Raw genomic sequence first — 19,170 nt, 5'->3', positions numbered from 1 at the left:
CCCCGACGTCAGGGCTGCCGGTCTTTTGTGCGTTGTTCGCGGGGTCTGTGGAATGGGCGTGTCCTGAGCGGGCGTTGAGCTGATACCTGACGACTCGTGGTCGCGACAGAGTCACCTTCCGCCGCAACGGCGATCAGCCACAACCCCGCAGCCCGGCGGTGGCACATCCTCCGCAACCCCTCCCGCTCACATCCGATACGGGTTGTACTCGGGATACGGCACCGCCGGATACCCGTAGCCCGGCCAAGCCGCCGCAGGCCAGTGCGCCGCAGGCACCCGCACCGGGGCGACTATCCGCGCCGCATACCCCAACGCCGGCCGCGCCACCTCCCGCCGCCGCCACAGCTCCTGCAGCAACTCCCGCTCGCGTACGACGAAGTCGGCCCCCGCCCGCCCCCGCCGCCCGCGATGCCGCAGAAACGCCAGCGAGGTCGCGTACGCCTCGTACTCGGCGACGGCCCGTGCTGCGGGCTTCCCCAGGTGCCGCTTGGCATGCTCACGAGCCAGCTTCCGCGCGCGCATGGACCCGAGCGCGACGGGCTCCTCCGGCGTCAGCCACCCGGCGAGGCCGTACGCCGGCAACTCCGCCCGCACGGTGGCGAGCTCCCGCTGCCGCGTCCACACCACCAGCCAGGTCAGCACCGCGAACGCGGGCACCATGAAGGCGCCGTAGACCGCGAAGAAGCCGAACTCGCCGAAGGTCGTGGACCCGTTCCACAGCGCGTGCATGCCCATCGCGAGCAGCAGCCCGGACAGCGGCAGCAGCACCCGCCGCACCCGCTGCCGCTCCCCGGACAGCGCGGCGATGCCGAAGCCGATGCCGGTGAGGACGGTGAACAGGGGGTGCGCGAAGGGGGACATGATGACGCGCACGAAGAAGGTGGCGGCCGTGACGGAGGCGATGCCGCTGTCGCCGGTGAGCTGGTCGGTGCCGAAGGCGGTGCCGAGGTAGAGGATGTTCTCCGTGAACGCGAACCCGGTCGCGGTCACCCCCGCTATGACGACCCCGTCGACGATCCCCGTGAAGTCGCGCCTGCGGAAGAGGAAGAGCAGCAGCACGGCGGCCGCCTTCGCCGACTCCTCGACGACGGGGGCTATGACGGTCGCGCCGAGGGTGTCCGCGCTGGTGGGATCGGCGGTCGCCGTGGCTATCCAGCGGGTGGCGAAGCTGTTGGCGATGATCGCTATGAGGGCGGCCGCGCAGGCACCCCAGGCGAAGGCGAAGACCAGATTCCGCCATGGGCCCGGCTCCACCCGGTCCAGCCAGCGGAAGGCGGCCAGCAGCAGCGGCACCGGCAGCACCGCGAGCCCCAGACCGACCAGGAAGCCCTCGGTGCCGGTCTCTTCACGCACCAGCGCCAGGATGACCAGCCCGGACAGGGCGAGCAGGGTGATGAGCGCGCCGTACCGCACCCAGGTGCGCTGCCACCAGTGCGCGTGCCGCAGCTCACCCTGGCCGGCGGGGCCGTGCGGGTGGGTCGGGTGCGGCGGGTAGGGCGGGTACGTCGGACTGATGGCCACGGCATCGACCCTAACGAGGCTCGGTCCCGCCCGCGATGGTGCCCGAGGCGGAGCGGGGGATCGGTCAGCGGTGCGCTGCGCGACGGAAGAGCAGGTCGCGCACGACATGACCCTTGTCCAGGCCCTGCCCCTCGAAACGGGTCAGCGGCCGGAAGCCGGGCCGGGGCGCGAACCCGCCGTCGGCTTGGGTGTTGTCGAAGTCGGGATGGGCGGTGAGCACCTCGAGCATCTGCTCGGCGTACGGCTCCCAGTCGGTCGCGCAGTGCACGATCGCCCCCGGCTTCATCCGGCTCGCGGCGAGCGTGAGGAACTCCGGCTGGATCAGCCGCCGCTTGTGATGACGCTTCTTGGGCCAGGGGTCGGGGAAGTAGACGCGCAGCCCGTCGAGGGAGTCGGGGGCGAGCATCTCACGCAGCAGGATGATCGCGTCCCCGTTCGCGACGCGCACATTGCTCATCCCGCCCTGCTCGGCCAGGTTGAGCAGATTGCCCTGCCCCGGCGTGTGCACGTCCACGGCGAGGATGTTGGTGTCCGGGTCGGCGGCGGCCATCTGCGCGGTGGCCTCGCCCATGCCGAACCCGATCTCCAGGACCACCGGCCGGTCGTTCCCGAACAGCTCGGCGAGGTCGATGACCCGCCGTCCGTCGATGTCCAGCCCCCACGTGGACCACAGCCGCTGCAGGGCATCGGCCTGCCCGGCCGTCACCCGGCTGCGCCGCGGCTGAAAGCTCCGGATCCGCCGCTCGAAGTGCGACCCGGCGGGATCAGCCTTCGGCCCCTGGGGAAACCGGGGCTCCCCCTTGGCCCGGACATGCCGCACGGCGGCACCAGGAAGGTGCCGCCGATCATCGGGGACGGACTGAGACGCCTCGGCGGAATTCAGGAAGTCAGACACAGTGCAGCCAATTTTACGGCCAGCCCCTGACAACCCAGCCGCCCCTCGGCCTCGGGCCCCCGACCTTGCCCTGCCCTCCGGCCCCTGCTTGCCCTCCGGCCTCTGGTTTGCCTTCCGGCTTCCGCGCCCCGGTCTCCGGCTTCCGGCCTCTGGTTTGCCTTCCGGCTTCCGCGCTCCGGTCTCCGGCTTCCGGCCCCTGGCTTGCCCTCCGGCGCCTGCCTTCCATCCCCCGCCCGCATCCCCCGGCCCCAGGCCGGAGCTGGCGCTGGTGGCACGGCTGCCCCTGCTGGCGGGGGCCGCGCTGCTCCTCGTACGGGCCGGGCGGCGGGAACGGGGCCGGATATCGGCGCCGGGCGCGGCGGCCGCCTTGGGACTGGCCGTCACCCGGGCCGCCGGCGAGCAGGCCCCGGCCGGGATCCCGGTGCCGGCGGCGGGAGGCCCTCGGTGCTGCCCCTGCGGGCGACGGCGAGCTGGCACGCGGATGGGCCGCCCTGCTCCCGCTGCTCCGCCGCGGCACGCCGCCGATCGAGACGGCAACCGCTTCTCCCCGCTGGCCGGGCTCCCTGCCTCCGCCGCCTGGCTGCCGACCGGCAGCTGCAGTCGTACGGGGTCTCCATCGCCCCGCCACATCCAGCAGGCCGGGGATGCGCGGCGCCCTCAGGAACTCCCCAGCACGCCCAGCGCCCGCCTCGCCACCTCCCGGCCGATGGGAAGGGACGCCGTGGCCGCCGGTGAGGGGGCGTTCAGTACGTGTACTGTCCGCTCGCCCTCCCGTATCAGGAAGTCGTCCACCAGGCCGCCGTCGCGGAGCACCGCCTGGGCGCGCACGCCGGCTCCCGCCCGCACCAGGTCGTCTTCCTGCACGCCGGGCAGCATCCTGCGGACCGCCGCCACGAATGCCGGCTTCGACACCGACCGCCGCAGCTCACCGGCCCCGTACCGCCAGTGGCGGCGCCCCATCCGCCACACGCCGGGCCAGGCGACGGTCGTCGCGATCTCGCGGGGCCGTACGACACCCCATCCGTACCCCTCGCGGGCCAGGGCCGGCACCGCGTTGGGGCCGACGTGCACCTCTCCGTCGATCCCTCGGGTCAGATGCACCCCGAGGAACGGGAACGCCGGGTCGGGCACCGGATACACCAGCCCCCGCACCAGCCCGGGCCGCGTCAGCTCGTAGTACTCGCCCCGGAACGGCACGATGCGCACCTCCGGGTCGTCGCCGGTCAGCCGGGCGATCTCGTCGCAGTACAGTCCGGCGCAGTTCACCAGCACACGCCCGCGCACGACGTCACCCCGCGCCGTCCGGACGGCGACCCCCAGGTCGGCGCGCCGGTCGATCCGCACCACCTGGGCGCCGTACCGGATGTCCGCCCCGGACGCCTCGCCGAGTCGCCGGGCGACCGCGCCGAAGTCGCAGATGCCGGTCGTCCGCACCTGGATGGCCGCGAGCCCGCGCACCTCCGGTTCGTACTCGGCGATCTGGGCGGCGCCCAGCTCCCGCACCGGTATGCCGTTCTCCCGGCCGCGCTGCACGAGCGCGTGCAGCCGGGGCAGCTCGGCCCGCTCGGTCGCGACGATCAGCTTTCCGGTGACGGCGTGCGGGATGTCGTACTCCGCGCAGAACTTGATCATCTCGGCGGCGCCCCGCACCGCGTACCGCGCCTTCAGCGAGCCCGGCCGGTAGTAGATCCCGCTGTGGATCACCCCGCTGTTCCGCCCGGTCTGGTGCCGGGCGGGGCCCGGCTCCTTCTCCAGCACGGTGACGCGGGTCCCGGGCGCGGCCCGGGTGATCGCGAACGCGGTCGACAGCCCGACGATCCCCCCGCCGATCACGAGCACATCACAGTCGTAAGCGAACCCCGCCGACACCGGCACCACCTCCCGCCTTCGATAGTGCACTGCGCCACTGACAATGCCTTCAAACGCTGGTGCGGGTACCGGGCGGATGTCCGAGGGCTCCAGGCCGGAGGTCTCTAGGCCGGCGCCATCAGTAAGGGCCGTGCCCGCTCCCGCAGCTCCACCACCCGCGGCTCGTCCCCGTACGGCTCCAGCCGGTGCAGCAGATCCTTCACATACTCCGTCGTCCGGGCGGAGGAGATCCGGCCGGCCACCTCCACGGCCCGCACTCCCTGCTCGCACGCCGCGTCGAGGTTCCCCGACTCCAGTTCGGCCACCGCCGAGACGACCAGCCGCAGCCCGTGCGACCGTACGAACTCCTCCGTCGGCCGGGACAGCGCCTGCTCGGTGAATCTCCGCACCTGACGCGGCGCCTTCAGGTCGCGGTAGCACTCGGCCGCGTCCGCGGCGAACCGGTCGTAGGAGTAGAAGCCGAGCCACGAAGGGTCGTGGTCCCCGTCACGCGCCCGCTCCAGCCACCCCTCCGCGGCCTTCAGCGCCGACCCCGCCGCCTGCGCGTCGCCCGCACGCGCGTGTGCCCGCGCCTCGACGAGCCGGAAAAAGCTCATGGTCCGGGCCGTGGCCAGCCCGCGGTTGCGCTCCAGCGCGGCCTGCGCCAGGTCGACGCCCTCGTCGCCGAAGCCGCGGTACGTGGCCTGCAGCGACATGGACGCCAGCACATAGCCCCCGAGCGGTACGTCAGCCGCCGCGCGCGCGAGGCGCAGCGCCTGGATGTAGTACCGCTGGGCGGCCTCCTGCTGGCCGGTGTCGAAGGCCATCCACCCGGCCAGCCGGGTCAGTTCCGCACTGGCGCCGAACAGGGCGCGTCCGACCTCGTCGGAGTAGGAGCCGAGGAGCAGCGGCGCCGCCTCCACCCGCAGACACTCCGGCACCATGGACGAACGCCAGTCGCCGCCTCCGTACTTGGAGTCCCAGCGCCTGGCGTCCTCGGCGGCCTCCCGCAGCTTGCGCACATCGCTGTGGCCGACTTTGATCGGTGCGCCGGAACCCTCCGCGGGGTTCGCCTCACGCGCCACCGAAGTGTCGGCCGGGGTTATCAGCCACCGCGAGGCAGGCGTTGCGTATGCGCTTACTGCGAACGATCCGGCCAGCGACTGCCAGATGCCGCCGGAGCCGGCACGGCGCCCGGCCAGATCGAGCCGGTACAGCTCGGTCGCCGACTTCACCGCCTGCCCGACGTCCCGGGGGAAGGCGAGGCCCACTTCGGGCGCGGGATCCGCGTCCGCCAGACCGATCTCGTGCAGGGGCACCGGGCGGCCGAGCTTCTGGCCGATCGCGGCCGCGATGAGGTGTGGCGCGGCACCCTGTGGCACCATGCCCTTCGACACCCAGCGCGCCACCGAGGTCTTGTCGTAGCGAAGTGTCAACCCGCGTTGCGCGCCAAGGTCGTTGACGCGTCGTGCGAGTCCGGCGTTGCTGATTCCCGCGAGGGCGAGAACGGCGCCGAGCTTTTCGTTCGGCCCGCGTTGCTCCCTGGACATTGCGCCACCCCTCGACACAGACGGCTGCCGCGCTGGCATAACCACGCGGCATTCGTAAACCCAGCGTAGTTCGCCGCATCCCAAGCGTTAAGGGGCATTCTTCCGGTTGGCGGGATTGTGGTCCGTACTGAAGTGCGGCCTCCAGTACGGTGCGTCGCGGCGTGCTCCCACTGTGTGGCCGTGCGCCCGTGCGTGCGCTCTTCTCCGGCCACCGGGGGAGCGATTCCATGAGCCGTGCGTGGGTCGGCCCGCTGTACTGGATCCAGTGGGCTGGGGGACACCGCCGCCTCAATCCCCGCGGGCGGCGGAACGGTCCGGGAGGCGTGCCCCGTCTCCCGGACCGGCGCATCGAGAAGTGGCGCTCCGGTGTGCACGGAGCGTGTGCATATGCGGCCTGACGGTCGTTCAAAGCTGTTCGTGAGTACGGGATTTGGCCGAAAATCGACCCTGCGTTCCACGGGGCATCACGCCTCCCACCATGGAAATCGAGGGCGCGCAGGGCGTTTTGAGGGAGCGTATCGGGGGCGCATTCGCGTCGCGGCGGCGGGGGCGTGCGCGGGCGCCCGACCCGGCGTGCACGCTTTCGCGCGGGCGCGCTCCCCGGATCACAAGCCGTCCCGCCTGCCCTCCACGGGGCGTTCTTCGTGGCAGCATGGTGAACCGTTCGTACGGTGCACTGGTTGTCCACAGCCCGTGGAGGCGGCGATGCGGTGGTTGGTGGGATGGAGCAGCACCGCCGACGGCCGTGCCGGCTACGGCGGATTCGGTGGTCCCGGCGGCCACGACGGCCACGGGGTCTACGGGGTCTACGACGAGCGGGGCGGGGCCGTCGGACCCGACGGCGAGACCCTCCACCCCGTCGGCTCCCACCTCCTGTGGGGCGACCCCGACCCGCTGTGGGCGGTCGGCGACTGGCGCCCCGACGAGGTGCGCGTGGTGCGCGCCGACGCGCAGGCCCGCATGGCGGTCCTCGGCCTGTGCGGCGCCTCCGACGAACAGCTGCGCGTCGGACTGCTCGCCGCGCGCGGGGGCGCACTGCGCCATCTGACCGCCTGGTCCGGCAGCTATACGGCGGTCGTCCAGGTCGGCCGCCGGATCACCGTCTGCGGCGACCTCGCGGGCGCACGGCCGGTGTTCTACACCCCCTGGTCGGGCGGTACGGCGTACGCGACCGCCGCGCTGCCCCTCGCCGACCTCATCGAGGCCAACCTCGACTACGTCCACCTCGCCGCCCTGCTGGCCGCCCCCGACGTACCGGCGGCCCTCCACGGCTCCACCCCGTACGACGGCGTGCGACGCATTCCGCCGGGGCATGCGCTGATCCTGCGCGCCGGGGCACGGGAGATCGCCGGGTACGAACCCGTCGCGTCCCTCGCCGTGGCGGCAGCCCCGGCCGACCCCGACCTGGCGGTCGACGGCGTACGGGACGCCCTCGTCGAGGCGGTACGCGCGCGTCTGTCCGCGCCCCGCCATGTACCCGGTGCCGACATGGACCCCGGCCCGGTGCCGGGCATGGGCCCCGCCGACAGACGGGCCGCGCGCGGCATGCCGGTACCGGGCATCGGCGCCGACCTCTCCGGCGGGCCCGCCTCGGGCACCCTGGCGCTGCTGGCGGCCGGCCTGCCGGGCATGCCGGGCACGGTCCTGGGGCACGGCACGGGCGCCGGTGAGCGCCTCCTCGCCGTCACCTTCAACGACCTGGCAGTCGGCGGCCAGGAGGCCGAACTGGAGCGGGCGGGCACCCTCGCGGCCAACCCCCGCCTGCACCACGTGGTGGTGACCGGCGGCGAGGAGACCCTGCCGTACGCCGACCTGGACGGCCCGTTGACCGACGAACCCGGGCCGAGCCTCGTGACGGCCGCCCGCCATCGCGCGCGCCTCGCCGCGGGCAGCGCCGACCACTTCACCGGGCACGGCGCCCGCCAGGTCCTCGACGCGCACCCGGCGCGCCTGGCCGACCTCCTGATGGACCGCAAGCGCCGCCACCTGGTGCGGCCCGTCGCCGCGCTGACCAAGGCGGACGGCTCGGTGCTCGTCCCCGCGCGCGTGTACGGCGCGGCCCGCAGGCTTGCCCGTACCCCGTACCGGACGGGCGTGGAGAGCCTCGCCGAGCGGCTGCTCGACCGCCGCTTCGACGACCCCGGAGGCGCGGTCGGAGCGTCCCTGGCCGCGCTGACCTGGGCCGGACCGGGGCCGGCGGCCCGCTGGCTGACCGGGGAGGCGCTCGCTGAAGTATCGGTTCGTCTGCAGAGCGCGGCGACGCACTCGGGGGCCGGCGTCGGGCCCGGGCAGCGGCCCGGCGACTATCGCGCGCGTGCGGCGCTCGCCCGCCACGCCACCGACCTGCGCATCCTCGAACAGGCCGCCGAGGTCCGTTTCCAGCGCCTGCACGCGCCGTTCCTCGACAACCAGGTCGTGCGCGCCTGCCGGGCCCTGCCCGAGACCCTGCGCGTGCAGCCGGGGGCCCGCGCGGCCATCCTGCGCACCGTCCTCAAGGGCTCCGGAGTCGCCGACCTCCCGCCCGGCTGGGGCGCACCCTCCGGCGGCTCCGCGACAGCCGCCGCGCGCGCGGGGCTCCGCCTGTCCGCGGACCCCCTCCTGGGCCTCTTCGACACCCCGCTCCTCGCCCAGGCCGGCCTCGTCGAGGCCCGCGTCGTCCGCAAGGCCCTGCGCGGCGCGGCCTCCGGCGAACCCCTCCCCCTGGACGGCCTCGCCGACCTGGTCTCCCTCGAACTCTGGCTCGGCCGCCTCCTCTCCCGCCGCGGCACCTGCTGGACCGGCACACCGGCCCGCGCGCGGGCGGTACCGGCGGGGATAGCGCCGATGCGGACGGCGTTGTCTTCTGGGGGATGAGCCGTCCGAGGGTTCCGTGTTCTCCCGGCTGCGGGTGTGTCGTGGCTGGTCGCGCAGTTCCCCGAGCCCCTTGGGTGGGGACGGTCCCGAGCGCTTCCAGTCGCCCCAGCCATGGGCACGCGCATCGTCCGAGGCGGTGCCCACGCCCTGCGCCGGGCGCTCGCCGCCGGGTGCGCGGAGTCGGTCGTCGCGGCGCTCGTGGACGGCGCGACGACCTGCTGGACCGGCTCGGCGACTTCCCGCGTGCCGCCCGGCTGCTGGCGGCCGGGGAGCGGCTGCGCGGCGGCCCGCCGCTCCCCGGCCCGGAACAGGCCAGTGCCGAACGCACCTCCGCCACCGCCCGCACCGCCCTGGGACCCGACCGAGTCGGCCCGGCGCGCCGCACTCACCACCGAGGACGTCCGGCGCGACCTCGCGAAGGCCCTGCCGGCCCACCCGACCCCGCCCGCGAACCACCCTCCGGTGGCCTCCGGGCGAGCTGATCTAGCCGCAGGTGAACTTCGACTCCGCCCAGTCCCCGAGGGCCGCCCAGTCGAAGTGGCTGTGCGGTTCGACGACCAGCCGTACGGTCCTGCGGCCGGAGAGGTCCACATGGACCGGCACCGCCGGGTCGCCGCCCTTGATCAGGCCGGAGCGCCACAGCCGCACCCCGTCGGCGTAGACGGAGAAGTACATCTTGCCGAGTTTCAGGGTGAGGTCGTCGACGCCGACCAGCGCGTCAAAGGACCCGCACGCGCGATTGAGGTCGACGGTGACGGAGGAGTCGCCGCGGACGGTCACCCCGCGCGCGTACTGCTTGTCGGCGATGTACAGCCCGTGGCGCTGCCAGACCCAGCTGCTCCCGGCGAGCCGGATCTCGGGTCCGCTGCCGTCACCGGTGGCGTCGAAGGACAGCTCGCCGAGTTCGTAGACGGCCGGAGGTGGCGCGGGCGCGGGCGTGGGCTTCGGGGTGGGGTTGGGGGGCGGAGTGGGCGAAGGCTCGGGCGCCGGGGTCGGCGACGGTGTGGGGGAGGGCGTGAGCTCGGGTCTCGGAGCCGGTGTCGGCGTCGGAGTGGGAGTCGGAGTGGGAGTCGGAGTGGGAGTCGGGGTGGGAGTCGGGGTGGACGTCGTTGTGTGCCGGGGGGCCGCTTGCGCCACCGGCTCGATCTCCCGCCTCGACGGGGTCGGTGTGGGCGTCGGGGGCGCCGGCTCGGGCGCGACGACCGGCGCGGAGGCGGGCGGCTCGGCCACGGGCTTCGGCACCGGTCTGTCGTCGCCGACCACCGAGATCGCCACGGCCGCCGCCGCCACCGCGACCACACCGGCCGCGATGCCCGCCTTCACGGGCGCGCCCAGCCCCTGCGAGAGCGCGACCCCGCCGGTGCTCGCCCCGCCGGAGGAGCCACCGCCGGCCGCGGCGGCCGCACCCGCGGCGCCCGCCGCCCCGGCGCCGGCCCCACCGGCGACGAGCCCGAGCGCCTTGGCGTACCCGGCGGCCCCGAACCAGCCGATGACCGCGACCGGTACGACGGCGGGGATGCTGCCGGCGACCTCTTCGATCTGCGCGGCGGCGAGCCGGCAGCGGGCGCACTCCTCCAGGTGCTTGCGCAGACCCCGCTCGGCGCGCACGCGCAGCCGGCGGCGGGCGTAGGTGCCGAGCTGGTCGGCGTAGCGGGCGCACTCGTCGTCGCCGGTGAGGCTGGTACTGACGTGGGCCTGGAGGTATGCCTGCCTGAGGCCCTCGCGGGCGCGGCTGGCGAGCACGCGCGTGCCGTTGGCGTCGAGGCCGAAGAGCATCGCGACCTCGCTGGGCGACTCGTCCTCGACCTCGGTGTGCCACAGCACGGCCTGCCAGCGCTCCGGCAGTGAGCGGAAGGCCCGCATGGCCATGGACTGCTCTGCCGCGTGCAGGGCGCGCACATCGGCGCCGAGCTCCAGCGGTTCGCCGTCGGCAACCTTTGAGGAGGCGGCGACGGCCTGCGCGGCGAACACCGCGAAGTCGTCGACGAGTTGTTCCCGCCTGGCGGACCGGGTCCAGTTCGCGGCGACGCGCCGCACGGAGGTGAGCAGGTAGGCGCGGACGGCGTGTTCGGGGCCGGAGCCGCCGCGCACCGCCTGGAGCATGCGGGCGAAGACCTCGGCGGTGAGGTCGTCGGCGGTGTGGGCGTCCCGGCAGCAGGTGCGCGCGTAGCGGCGTACGGCGTCGGCGTGGCGCCGGTACAGATCCTCGTAGGCCGTGTCGTCGCCGGAGCGCATGCGGCCGATCAGGTCGGCGTCGGACGGCGGCCGCTCCCGGGGCGGCGGCAGGACACCGCCCCCGTGCCACTCCCGCTGCGCCGGCACGCTCCTGCCACTCGGGCCGACCGCCCGGCCGCCCTGGCTCGGCACCTGGGGTGAGGTCAGGCCGCCGGAGTCGGCTTCGCCGTCACCGAGTGACTCGTCACGCCCGTCAACGCTCATCGCGCAAAGCCCCCGCCGCCTGCCCAACCGGTCCCGACCACCGGGTCAGGGTGCCACATGGTCTTTCGGCCAGAGCCCTGCTGTACCGGCCGTCCACTCGTCCGAGCGGACTTGTCATGGTGCCGTACCAGGTCTCACTCGAACGGGGAAGGTTCAACTGAGGGACCCTGGGCAGGAGTTGAGCGCCTTGCCCGATATGTCGGCCATGCTCCCCTGGCTGATTTCCGACCGGTGGGGCGAGGCGAGAGGGATCCCACCCCGCCTCGCCCGCACCGTCGCCTCACAGCACCCGGACCGCCCCGAGGACACAGGACGGACCGCCTTCAGCCCACCGGCCGCGACCGCAGACCCTCCAGCAGGATGTCCAGCAGTCGCGCCGAGGCCGCCGCCTGCTGGGCCGCGTCCGGCAGCGAGGGCGCCGCCGTCGCGATCACCAGCAGGACGTCCGAGACCGACACGTCCGGCCGCAGCTCGCCTGCCGCCCGGGCCCGCTCCACGAGTTGGCCCACGACATCGAGCAGCGCCGACGCCCCGGCGTCGTCCGGTGCGCCGCCCTCCTGGACCAGCCGCAGTTCGCCGCCGCTCGGCTGGGCGCGCTGCTGCGGCACCCGCGCCGCCTCGTCGGCGGTTTCCTCCGCGACCCCGACCCGCAGCACCTGCGGCGGCAGCAGCCGCCCGGCGCCGGAGGCCACGGACGTGCGCAGGAAGCGCGACAGCGCCGACCACGGCTCGTCCTCCTGACCCAGCGCCGCCCGCGCCTGGTCGGTCAGCCGCGAGGTCTCCTCCTCGGCTATCCGCCGCACCAGGACGTCCTTGCTGGGGAAGCGCCGGTAGACCGTGCCGACCCCGACCCGGGCGCGCCGGGCCACGTCCTCCATCGGCGCGCCGTACCCGAGTTCGCCGAACACTTCACGTGCCGCCCGCAGGACATGTTCCAGATTGCGCTGCGCGTCCACGCGCAGCGGTGTCGTCCGTGATGCCTCCCGTCCGTTGCCCATGGCCGCGCTCATCGTCCCGCCGGAGGCGAGAGCGGACGCGGATGACCAATGAGAATCCTGAATGTGCATGAGTTTTCCCCCGGTTAATGACGTCTCCCCCCGGAGACTCTCCCCGCCATCGAATGCCGGGGCGCGTGGAACCGGGCTCGCGCTCCCCGGCTCCGCCCGTCTGCGGATCCGAAGCGCGTCTCCCCCTACACCCCGTCGACACGAACATAGTTGAGAGGGAGTCAATTCAGAAGGGGCAGGTTCCGCACGGAGCGCCCCCCGATCGGAGTACGGGTCGTATACGCCCCGATTGCACCCCTTCCCGCGGCCCCGGAGCATACCTTCTGACCTGCGGGCCGACCCCGCACGCCGCCATTTCGGCCAACCCCCGCCGCGCCCGGCCCGCAGTCACACAAACTGCTGGGGCTGTGGACAAACAACGGCGCCGGGTGCGTCATGGGATGGTGAAGGAACGTGCGCGCATTCTCGTTGTCGGTGGCGGCTACGTGGGGATGTACACGGCCCTGCGACTCCAGAGGAAGTTGAAAAGTGAACTGAGTCGTGGAGAAATCGAGATCACGGTCGTCACCCCCGACCCCTACATGACGTACCAGCCATTCCTGCCCGAAGCGGCCGCCGGCTCCCTTTCCCCCCGGCACGTCGTCGTCCCCCTGCGCCGCGTCCTGCCGCACTGCCGGGTCGTCATCGGCGAGGTCACCGCCATCGACCACGCCAAGCGCACCGCGACCCTCACCACCCTCGCCACCGAAGAGGAGGGCACCGGCCCCGCGCACCTGCCGTACGACGAACTCGTCCTCGCCCCCGGCTCCGTCGCCCGCACGCTCCCCATCCCCGGACTCGCCGAGCACGCCATCGGCTTCAAGACCGTCGAGGAGGCCATCGGCCTGCGCAACCACGTCATCGAGCAGATGGACATCGCCTCCTCCACCCGCGACCCCGCGATCCGCGACGCCGCCCTCACCTTCGTCTTCGTCGGCGGCGGATACGCCGGAGTGGAGGCCCTCGGCGAACTCGAGGACATGGCCCGCTACGCCGCCCGCCACTACCACAACGTCCGACCCGAGGACATGAAGTGGATCCTCGTCGAGGCCACCGACCGCATCCTCCCCGAGGTCGGCACCGACCTCGGCCGCTACACCGTCAGCGAACTGCGCCGCCGCAACATCGACGTACGCCTGAACACCCGCCTGGAATCCTGCGCCGACCGCGTCGCCGCCCTCAGCGACGGCTCCCGCTTCCCCACCCGCACGGTCGTATGGACCGCCGGCGTCCGACCGCACCCCCTGCTCGCCGCCACCGACCTGCCGCTCACCGACCGCGGCCGCCTCACATGCACCCCCGAACTCACCATCGAGGGCACCACGCGCGCGTGGGCCGCCGGTGACGCCGCCGCCGTCCCCGACGTCACCGCCGCCGAACCCGGCCGCGACACCGCCCCCAACGCCCAGCACGCCGTCCGCCAGGCCAAACTCCTCGGCGACAACATCGCCCGCTCCCTGCGCGGCCAACCCCTCAAGCCGTACGCCCACCACCACGCCGGCTCCGTCGCCTCCCTCGGCCTCCACAAGGGCGTCGCCCACATCTACGGACGACGGCTCAAGGGCTACCCCGCCTGGTTCATGCACCGCGCCTACCACCTCAGCCGCGTGCCAACCGTCAACCGCAAGGCCCGCGTGCTGGCCGAATGGACCCTGTCAGGGCTCTTCAAGCGAGAGATCGTCTCCCTCGGTTCACTCGAACACCCCCGCGCGGAGTTCGAACTGGCCGCCGGTGGAAAGCCTTCTCACAACCGGAAGGACAACGACGACACGACCGGGAACGACCCGAAGGGGTAGACCTCACCCGAACCAGGAACTCCACCGACCGCCCCGGCGTCTGACGATTGTCGGCCCGGACGGCCACACTGCCAGACTGCCCACCACCGCACACCACCGCTCCCCGAGCCCCACGGGCCACCACCCGCCCCCGCGACCCACCAGGCTGTTCCCAAGTGCTGCATTACCCGGGTGCCGCGGCCACCGCCCCGCGGCCCCGGAACCCAGGCCGCTCCCGGAGCCGGCCGACCACGACTACACGAGGCAAGGATTCGTGAACTTCACGCGCTGGAGCGCCCGGCTCCCCGGAACACAGCGCCGCGCCGCCGCGCGGGCCGAGCACCCGGTCACCCCCGACCGGCGGAGCGAAGGCTCCGTCCCCGCCGCCCGCGCCGAACAACTCACCGACGAAGCGCCCCCCGTCCCCGCCCTCGACGAACTCCCCGTCCGCGAGGTCCTCGACCGCGTCCCGGCCCTCGTCGCCCTGGTACACGGCCCCGACCACCGCCTCGCCTACGTCAACGAGGCGTACGAGGCCGCCTTCGGCCTGCGCCCACCCGGCGAACCCGCCGCCGAGGCCCTCCCCGAACTGCGTGACCTGGGCCTGATGCCCCTCCTCGACCAGGCCCTGCGCAGCGGCAAACCCCGCACACTGAAGTCCCGCAAAGCCCCCGACGGCCGCTCCTACACGTTCACCTGCACCCCCGTCGAAGGCGACGGCGACGGCGCCGTCCTGGTCTTCGCCACCGACGTCACCGACCACGCCGAGGCCGCCGAACGCCTGCGCGCCAGCGAACGCCGCCAGCGCGAAACCGCCGTCACCCTCCAGCGCTCCCTCCTCCCCCAGGAACTCGAAGAACCGGACGACCTGCGCATCGCCGCCACCTACCACCCCGGCGGCACGGAAGCCGCCGTCGGCGGCGACTGGTACGACGTCATCACCCTCGGCGGCGGCCGCACCGCCCTCGTCATCGGCGACGTCATGGGCCGCGGCGTCCGCGCCGCGGCCGTCATGGGCCAGCTCCGCACCGCCGTCCGCGCCTACGCCCGCCTCGACCTCCCCCCGCACGAGGTCCTCCAGCTCCTCGACGGCCTCGCCGCCGAGATCGACGCCAACCAGATCGCCACCTGCGTCTACGCCGTCCACGACCCCAACGAGGGACGGCTGGTGTACGCCTCCGCCGGCCATCTGCCCATCCTCGTCCGCGACGAGCACGGCACCGTCCAGCGTGCCGACGAACCCACCGGCCCACCCCTCGGCACCGGCGACTGGATGCACGCCTCCGGCTCGATCCCCCTCGGCCCCGGCTCCACCGCCGTCCTCTACACCGACGGCCTCGTGGAACGGCGCAACGAGGACCTCGACGAGGGCATCGCCGCCCTGGAAGGCGCCCTCGCCGGCGCCACCGGCACCCCCCAGGTCATCTGCGACCGCCTCGTCCGCTCCGCCGGCGTCACCGCCGACCACGACGACGACGTCGCCGTCCTCGTCCTCCAGCAGCCCGCCCGCTCCGGCACCGACAGCGAACTCTTCCGCAACGCCGCCCTGGAACTGCTCGGCGGCATCGAGGCCGCCCCCCGCGCGCGTGCCTTCGCCTCCGGCGTCCTGACCAGCTGGCGCTTCCCCGCCGACCTGCACGACCTGGGCGTCCTCGCCGCCAGCGAACTCGTCGCCAACTCCCTCCAGCACGGCACCCCGCCCATGCGCCTGCGGTTGCGCCGCACCGACCGCCGCCTGATCATCGAGGTCACCGACGGTGACGACCACCTCCCGAGGCGACGTCAGGCGGAGCCCGGCGACGAATCGGGCCGGGGCATCGCCATCGTCGCGACCATCGCCGCCCACTGGGGCGCACGGCGCACCCCGGGTGGCGGAAAAGCGGTGTGGTGCGAGTTCGCACTCCCACGCGCCACCTAGGCGGACCCCGGGATGAGTGCTAGGAGCAATCCCATGCAGCACAACAGCGGCTTCCAGCTCCAGGGCAACGCTCCCGAACGCTACGAGCAGTACATCGCGCCGATGATGAAACCCTTCATCGACACCGCGCTCGACGCCGTCGACCTGTCCCCGGGCACCCATGTCCTCGACCTGGCCTGCGGCACCGGCTTCGTCGCCCGCGCGGCGGCCGCCCTGGCCGGGCCGACCGGCCATGTCGCGGCCGCCGACATCAACGAGGCCATGCTCAAGCTGGCCGCGGCCAGGGCACCCCGCCTCTACCCCGACATCGAGTTCACCCAGGCGCCCGCCGACGCCCTCCCCTACGAGGACGCGTCCTTCGACGCCGTGATCTGCAACCAGGGCGCCCAGTTCTTCCCCGACCTGGACGCCGCCGTCGCCGAGACCGCCCGCGTCCTGCGCCCGGGGGGCCGACTCGCACTCACCGTCTGGGCCGCCCCGGACCGCTCCCCGTACTTCGCCGCCCAGCACGAAGTGATCAAGGAGTACGGCAGCCCGCAGGACACGGAAACCTTCACCGCCGCCTTCTCCTGCGACACCGACCGCCTCACCCAGGCCCTCACCCGAGCCGGACTCGACGACATCACCGTCCGCCAGATCACCCGCGAGGTCCGCACACCCCCGCTCACCGAGTGGATCCCCGGCCAGATGACCTCGGTGCCCTGGACCCAGTCGATCACCACGGCCGGCCCCGACACCCTGACCCGCGCCGCCAACGCCCTCAACGACCGCCTGGCCGACTACCGCGAACCCGACGGCACAGCAGGCATCCCCTTCACGGCCCTCCTCGCGACAGCGACCCGCTGATCACCGTCAGGACGTCGCGGCCACCGGCTCCACCACCGCACCACCCCGCGCGACGACCCGCTGCCGGGCCCGCCACGGATGATCCTGTACGGCGGTCAGCTGCCGCCCCATCCGCAGCGCCAGCACCGTGATGCCGAGCGAGAACAGCACAAACGTGACGATGTACGGCACGTGCAGCGAGGCCCCCATCGGCCCGCCCACCGCCGGCCCCACCGCCAGCGCCAACTGCTTCACCAGGGCGAAGGCCGAGTTGTACTGCCCCGCCAGCCCCTCCGGCGCCAGATCGGCCACCAACGGCGCGACGGTCGGCGACAGCATCGCCTCGCCCAGCCCGAACAGCGCGTACGTCGACACGAACGCGGCCGTCGCCATCGCCTGGCTGCCCTGCCCCAGCCCCGCGTACCCGGCCACGGCCCACGCCACGGCCCAGATCAGCCCGACCGCGGCGATCACCCGCGACCGCCTGCGCCGCTCGACGAACCTCAGCACCAGGAACTGCGCCACGACGATCACCGCGGTGTTGGCGGCCAGTGCCGTCCCCAGCGCCGACGTCGAGATCCCGGCGGCCTCGACCCCGTACGCACTCAGCCCCGACTCGAACTGCCCGTAGCAGGCGAAGAACAGCACGAAACCCAGCACACACAGCTGCACCATGGCCCGATTGCCGAGCAACTGCCTCCAGCTCCCCTTCGCCGACCGCGGCGCGTCCCCGACCCGCGGCGCGCGCGGCATCCGCACCGTCGCCATCACCAAGACCAGCAGCAGGAACATCGCCGCCTCGATCGCGAAGAGCAGCGTGAAGGACGACACCCGGCTGGTGTCCACCAGATGCCCACCGATGAGCCCACCGATCCCGAGTCCGAGGTTCTGCAGGAAGAACTGCATCGCGAACGCCCGCGACCGCGTCTCCGACGACGAGCACTCCACGATCAGCGTCGCGAGCGCCGGCTGCATCACGGCCTGCCCGGCGCCCAGCGCGACCGCGGCGGCCAGTACGGCGGTGGCGTTGCCGGCCAGCCCCAGGCTCAGCGCACCCAGCGCGGCGGTGACCAGGGCGGCGAGCAGCACCAGAAGCGGGCCGCGCCGCACGATCGCCCGACCGGCGAACGGCAGCACGATCAGCGCGGCCACAGCGAACACGGCGAGGACCAGCCCCGCCGTCACGGCACCCAGGCCCCGCACCTGCGCCACATAGACGTACAGGTAGGGGACGGTGAAGCCGAGCCCGAACGCGCTGAGTGCGTTGCCCACGTGTATCCGGCGCATCGCTGCGCCCCTTGCCCTGGTCACGTTCACCTCTCTCAGGTCTGGGAAGCCCCGGCGCCAAGACCTTAGGACCGAAGACTTCAAAGCTAAATTTCGAAGCTAAACTGTACACACTGAAGGACTTCAACGCCAACGACCCCATGCGATACTGGCGCCCATGGGCGACACCCCCGACGGCATCGGCATCGGCAGCGAACCGACACTCGAAGAGCAGATCGCCGCCTACCAGCGCGAATTCCGGGACCTGGACCCCCAGGTCGAGAAGATCGTCTCGGCCCTGTCCCGCCTCAACCGCCGTATGAACGTCGCCTACGGCCGCCAGACCGCCGCCCTCGGCATCAGCAGCGCCGACTGGGAGGTCCTCAAGGCCCTCGTGCTGTCCGGCGCCCCCTACCGCATGGGCCCCAGCGACCTCGCCAAGCGCCTCGGCCTCACACCGGCCGCGATGACCCACCGGATCGACCGGATGGTCGCGGAGGGACTGGTGACCCGGGAACGCGACGAGACCAACCGCGTTCGCGTCATCGTCGAGCTGACCCCCGAGGGCCGCGAGAAGTGGCTGGAGGCCATGCGCCTCGCCTCGGTCTTCGAGGAGGACCTCCTCCAGGACCTCTCCCCGGACGAGCGCACCACCCTCGGTGAGGTCCTCACCAGGCTCCTGCGCCGGGTGGAGCACGCCCAGCCGGACGCCGGCGGACGCCTCAGCGACCTGGATTAAAGATCTTGACAGGCGAGGCTTGACACGCCTCTCCCTGATCCGTAGAGTTCTTCGGGTTGCCGCGGAGCCGTAACGGTTCTCCGGCAGCAACTCCGCCGCCTGAGCGGCACCTCAAAACACCAGCAGGATCTCCCGATGGGATTGATTTCGGCATGCCCGAATTCAATTCAACCGGGTCCGGCAGCCCGATTAGGACTTGCCGGGGCGGATCCGCTAAGGTTTGAGACGTCGGAACGGCCCAACAGCCGGGAAGGCAAACCCCCCTGACTGGGAATCAGACGCCGAGAGGATCTGATAGAGTCGGAACCGCCGGAAGGGAAACCGCGAAAACAAAGCGGAAGCCCGGAAAGCACCGAGGAAATCGGATCGGAAAAGGATCTGATAGAGTCGGAAACGCAAGACCGAAGGGAAGCGCCCGGAGGAAAGCCCGAGAGGGTGAGTACGAAGGAAGCGTCCGTTCCTTGAGAACTCAACAGCGTGCCAAAAGTCAACGCC

At 72.8% G+C, this 19,170-nt stretch carries 12 protein-coding genes; 5 read left to right on the top strand and 7 right to left on the bottom strand.

Translation table 11 applies throughout. From position 1 onward, the window contains the following. Positions 1-186: 186 nt before the first annotated feature. The 4 genes from ACH5AC_RS04255 to ACH5AC_RS04240 form a co-directional block, all read right to left on the bottom strand. Positions 187-1,629 carry a PrsW family intramembrane metalloprotease gene (locus tag ACH5AC_RS04255; protein WP_398860097.1) on the bottom strand — a complete coding sequence of 481 codons (1,443 nt, stop codon included), beginning with the start codon at positions 1,627-1,629 and terminating at the stop codon, positions 187-189. Next, positions 1,586-2,416 (bottom strand): tRNA (guanosine(46)-N7)-methyltransferase TrmB, encoded by an 831-nt coding sequence (trmB, locus tag ACH5AC_RS04250; protein WP_398860096.1) that lies wholly within the window; start codon positions 2,414-2,416, stop codon positions 1,586-1,588. The genes ACH5AC_RS04255 and trmB overlap by 44 nt, the downstream gene beginning before the upstream one ends. Positions 2,417-3,073: 657 nt before the next feature. Further along, positions 3,074-4,315 carry an L-2-hydroxyglutarate oxidase gene (gene lhgO / locus ACH5AC_RS04245; RefSeq protein ID WP_398860094.1) on the bottom strand — a complete coding sequence of 414 codons (1,242 nt, stop codon included), beginning with the start codon at positions 4,313-4,315 and terminating at the stop codon, positions 3,074-3,076. A 74-nt stretch (positions 4,316-4,389) separates the two neighbouring features. After that, positions 4,390-5,814: an MFS transporter gene (locus ACH5AC_RS04240; protein ID WP_398860093.1), complete on the bottom strand. Its 1,425-nt coding sequence runs from the start codon at positions 5,812-5,814 to the stop codon at positions 4,390-4,392. A 705-nt stretch (positions 5,815-6,519) separates the two neighbouring features. Between ACH5AC_RS04240 and ACH5AC_RS04235 the strand changes: the two genes are divergently transcribed. Beyond that, positions 6,520-8,667, top strand: a complete 2,148-nt coding sequence (locus tag ACH5AC_RS04235) for an asparagine synthase-related protein (protein WP_398860092.1) — start codon at positions 6,520-6,522, stop codon at positions 8,665-8,667. Positions 8,668-9,150: 483 nt separating this feature from the next. Here ACH5AC_RS04235 and ACH5AC_RS04230 read toward each other — a convergent pair whose 3' ends face one another. Both ACH5AC_RS04230 and ACH5AC_RS04225 read right to left on the bottom strand, forming a co-directional pair. Then, complete coding sequence (locus tag ACH5AC_RS04230; RefSeq protein WP_398860091.1) at positions 9,151-11,106, bottom strand: sigma-70 family RNA polymerase sigma factor; 1,956 nt, start codon at positions 11,104-11,106, stop codon at positions 9,151-9,153. A 323-nt stretch (positions 11,107-11,429) separates the two neighbouring features. Further along, positions 11,430-12,173: a TetR/AcrR family transcriptional regulator gene (locus ACH5AC_RS04225; RefSeq protein WP_398860090.1), complete on the bottom strand. Its 744-nt coding sequence runs from the start codon at positions 12,171-12,173 to the stop codon at positions 11,430-11,432. Between the two features lie 380 nt (positions 12,174-12,553). Here ACH5AC_RS04225 and ACH5AC_RS04220 point away from each other — a divergent pair, with 380 nt between their 5' ends. The 3 genes from ACH5AC_RS04220 (at position 12,554) to ACH5AC_RS04210 (ending at position 16,691) form a co-directional block, all read left to right on the top strand. After that, positions 12,554-13,948 carry an NAD(P)/FAD-dependent oxidoreductase gene (locus ACH5AC_RS04220; protein ID WP_398860089.1) on the top strand — a complete coding sequence of 465 codons (1,395 nt, stop codon included), beginning with the start codon at positions 12,554-12,556 and terminating at the stop codon, positions 13,946-13,948. A gap of 253 nt (positions 13,949-14,201) precedes the next feature. Beyond that, a complete protein-coding gene (locus ACH5AC_RS04215; protein WP_398860088.1) occupies positions 14,202-15,845 on the top strand; it encodes a SpoIIE family protein phosphatase in 1,644 nt (547 codons plus the stop codon). A gap of 33 nt (positions 15,846-15,878) precedes the next feature. Beyond that, positions 15,879-16,691, top strand: coding sequence for a class I SAM-dependent methyltransferase (locus ACH5AC_RS04210; RefSeq protein ID WP_398860087.1), 813 nt, complete (start codon positions 15,879-15,881; stop codon positions 16,689-16,691). 6 nt (positions 16,692-16,697) lie between these two features. Here the strand turns inward: ACH5AC_RS04210 and ACH5AC_RS04205 are convergent, their stop codons facing one another. Continuing rightward, complete coding sequence (locus tag ACH5AC_RS04205; protein WP_398860086.1) at positions 16,698-17,957, bottom strand: MFS transporter; 1,260 nt, start codon at positions 17,955-17,957, stop codon at positions 16,698-16,700. Positions 17,958-18,114: 157 nt separating this feature from the next. Here ACH5AC_RS04205 and ACH5AC_RS04200 point away from each other — a divergent pair, with 157 nt between their 5' ends. Beyond that, the gene (locus ACH5AC_RS04200) at positions 18,115-18,675 is read left to right on the top strand and encodes a MarR family winged helix-turn-helix transcriptional regulator (protein ID WP_398860085.1); all 561 of its coding nucleotides are present in this window, start codon (positions 18,115-18,117) and stop codon (positions 18,673-18,675) included. Positions 18,676-19,170: the final 495 nt, after the last annotated feature.

Origin of the sequence: Streptomyces sp. NPDC018693, from assembly GCF_044391385.1 — a bacterium.
In the GTDB taxonomy this organism is placed as follows: Bacteria; Actinomycetota; Actinomycetes; order Streptomycetales; family Streptomycetaceae; genus Streptomyces.
The sequence above is the reverse complement of the archived record's forward strand: the minus strand, read 5'-3'. Positions and strand labels throughout refer to the sequence as shown.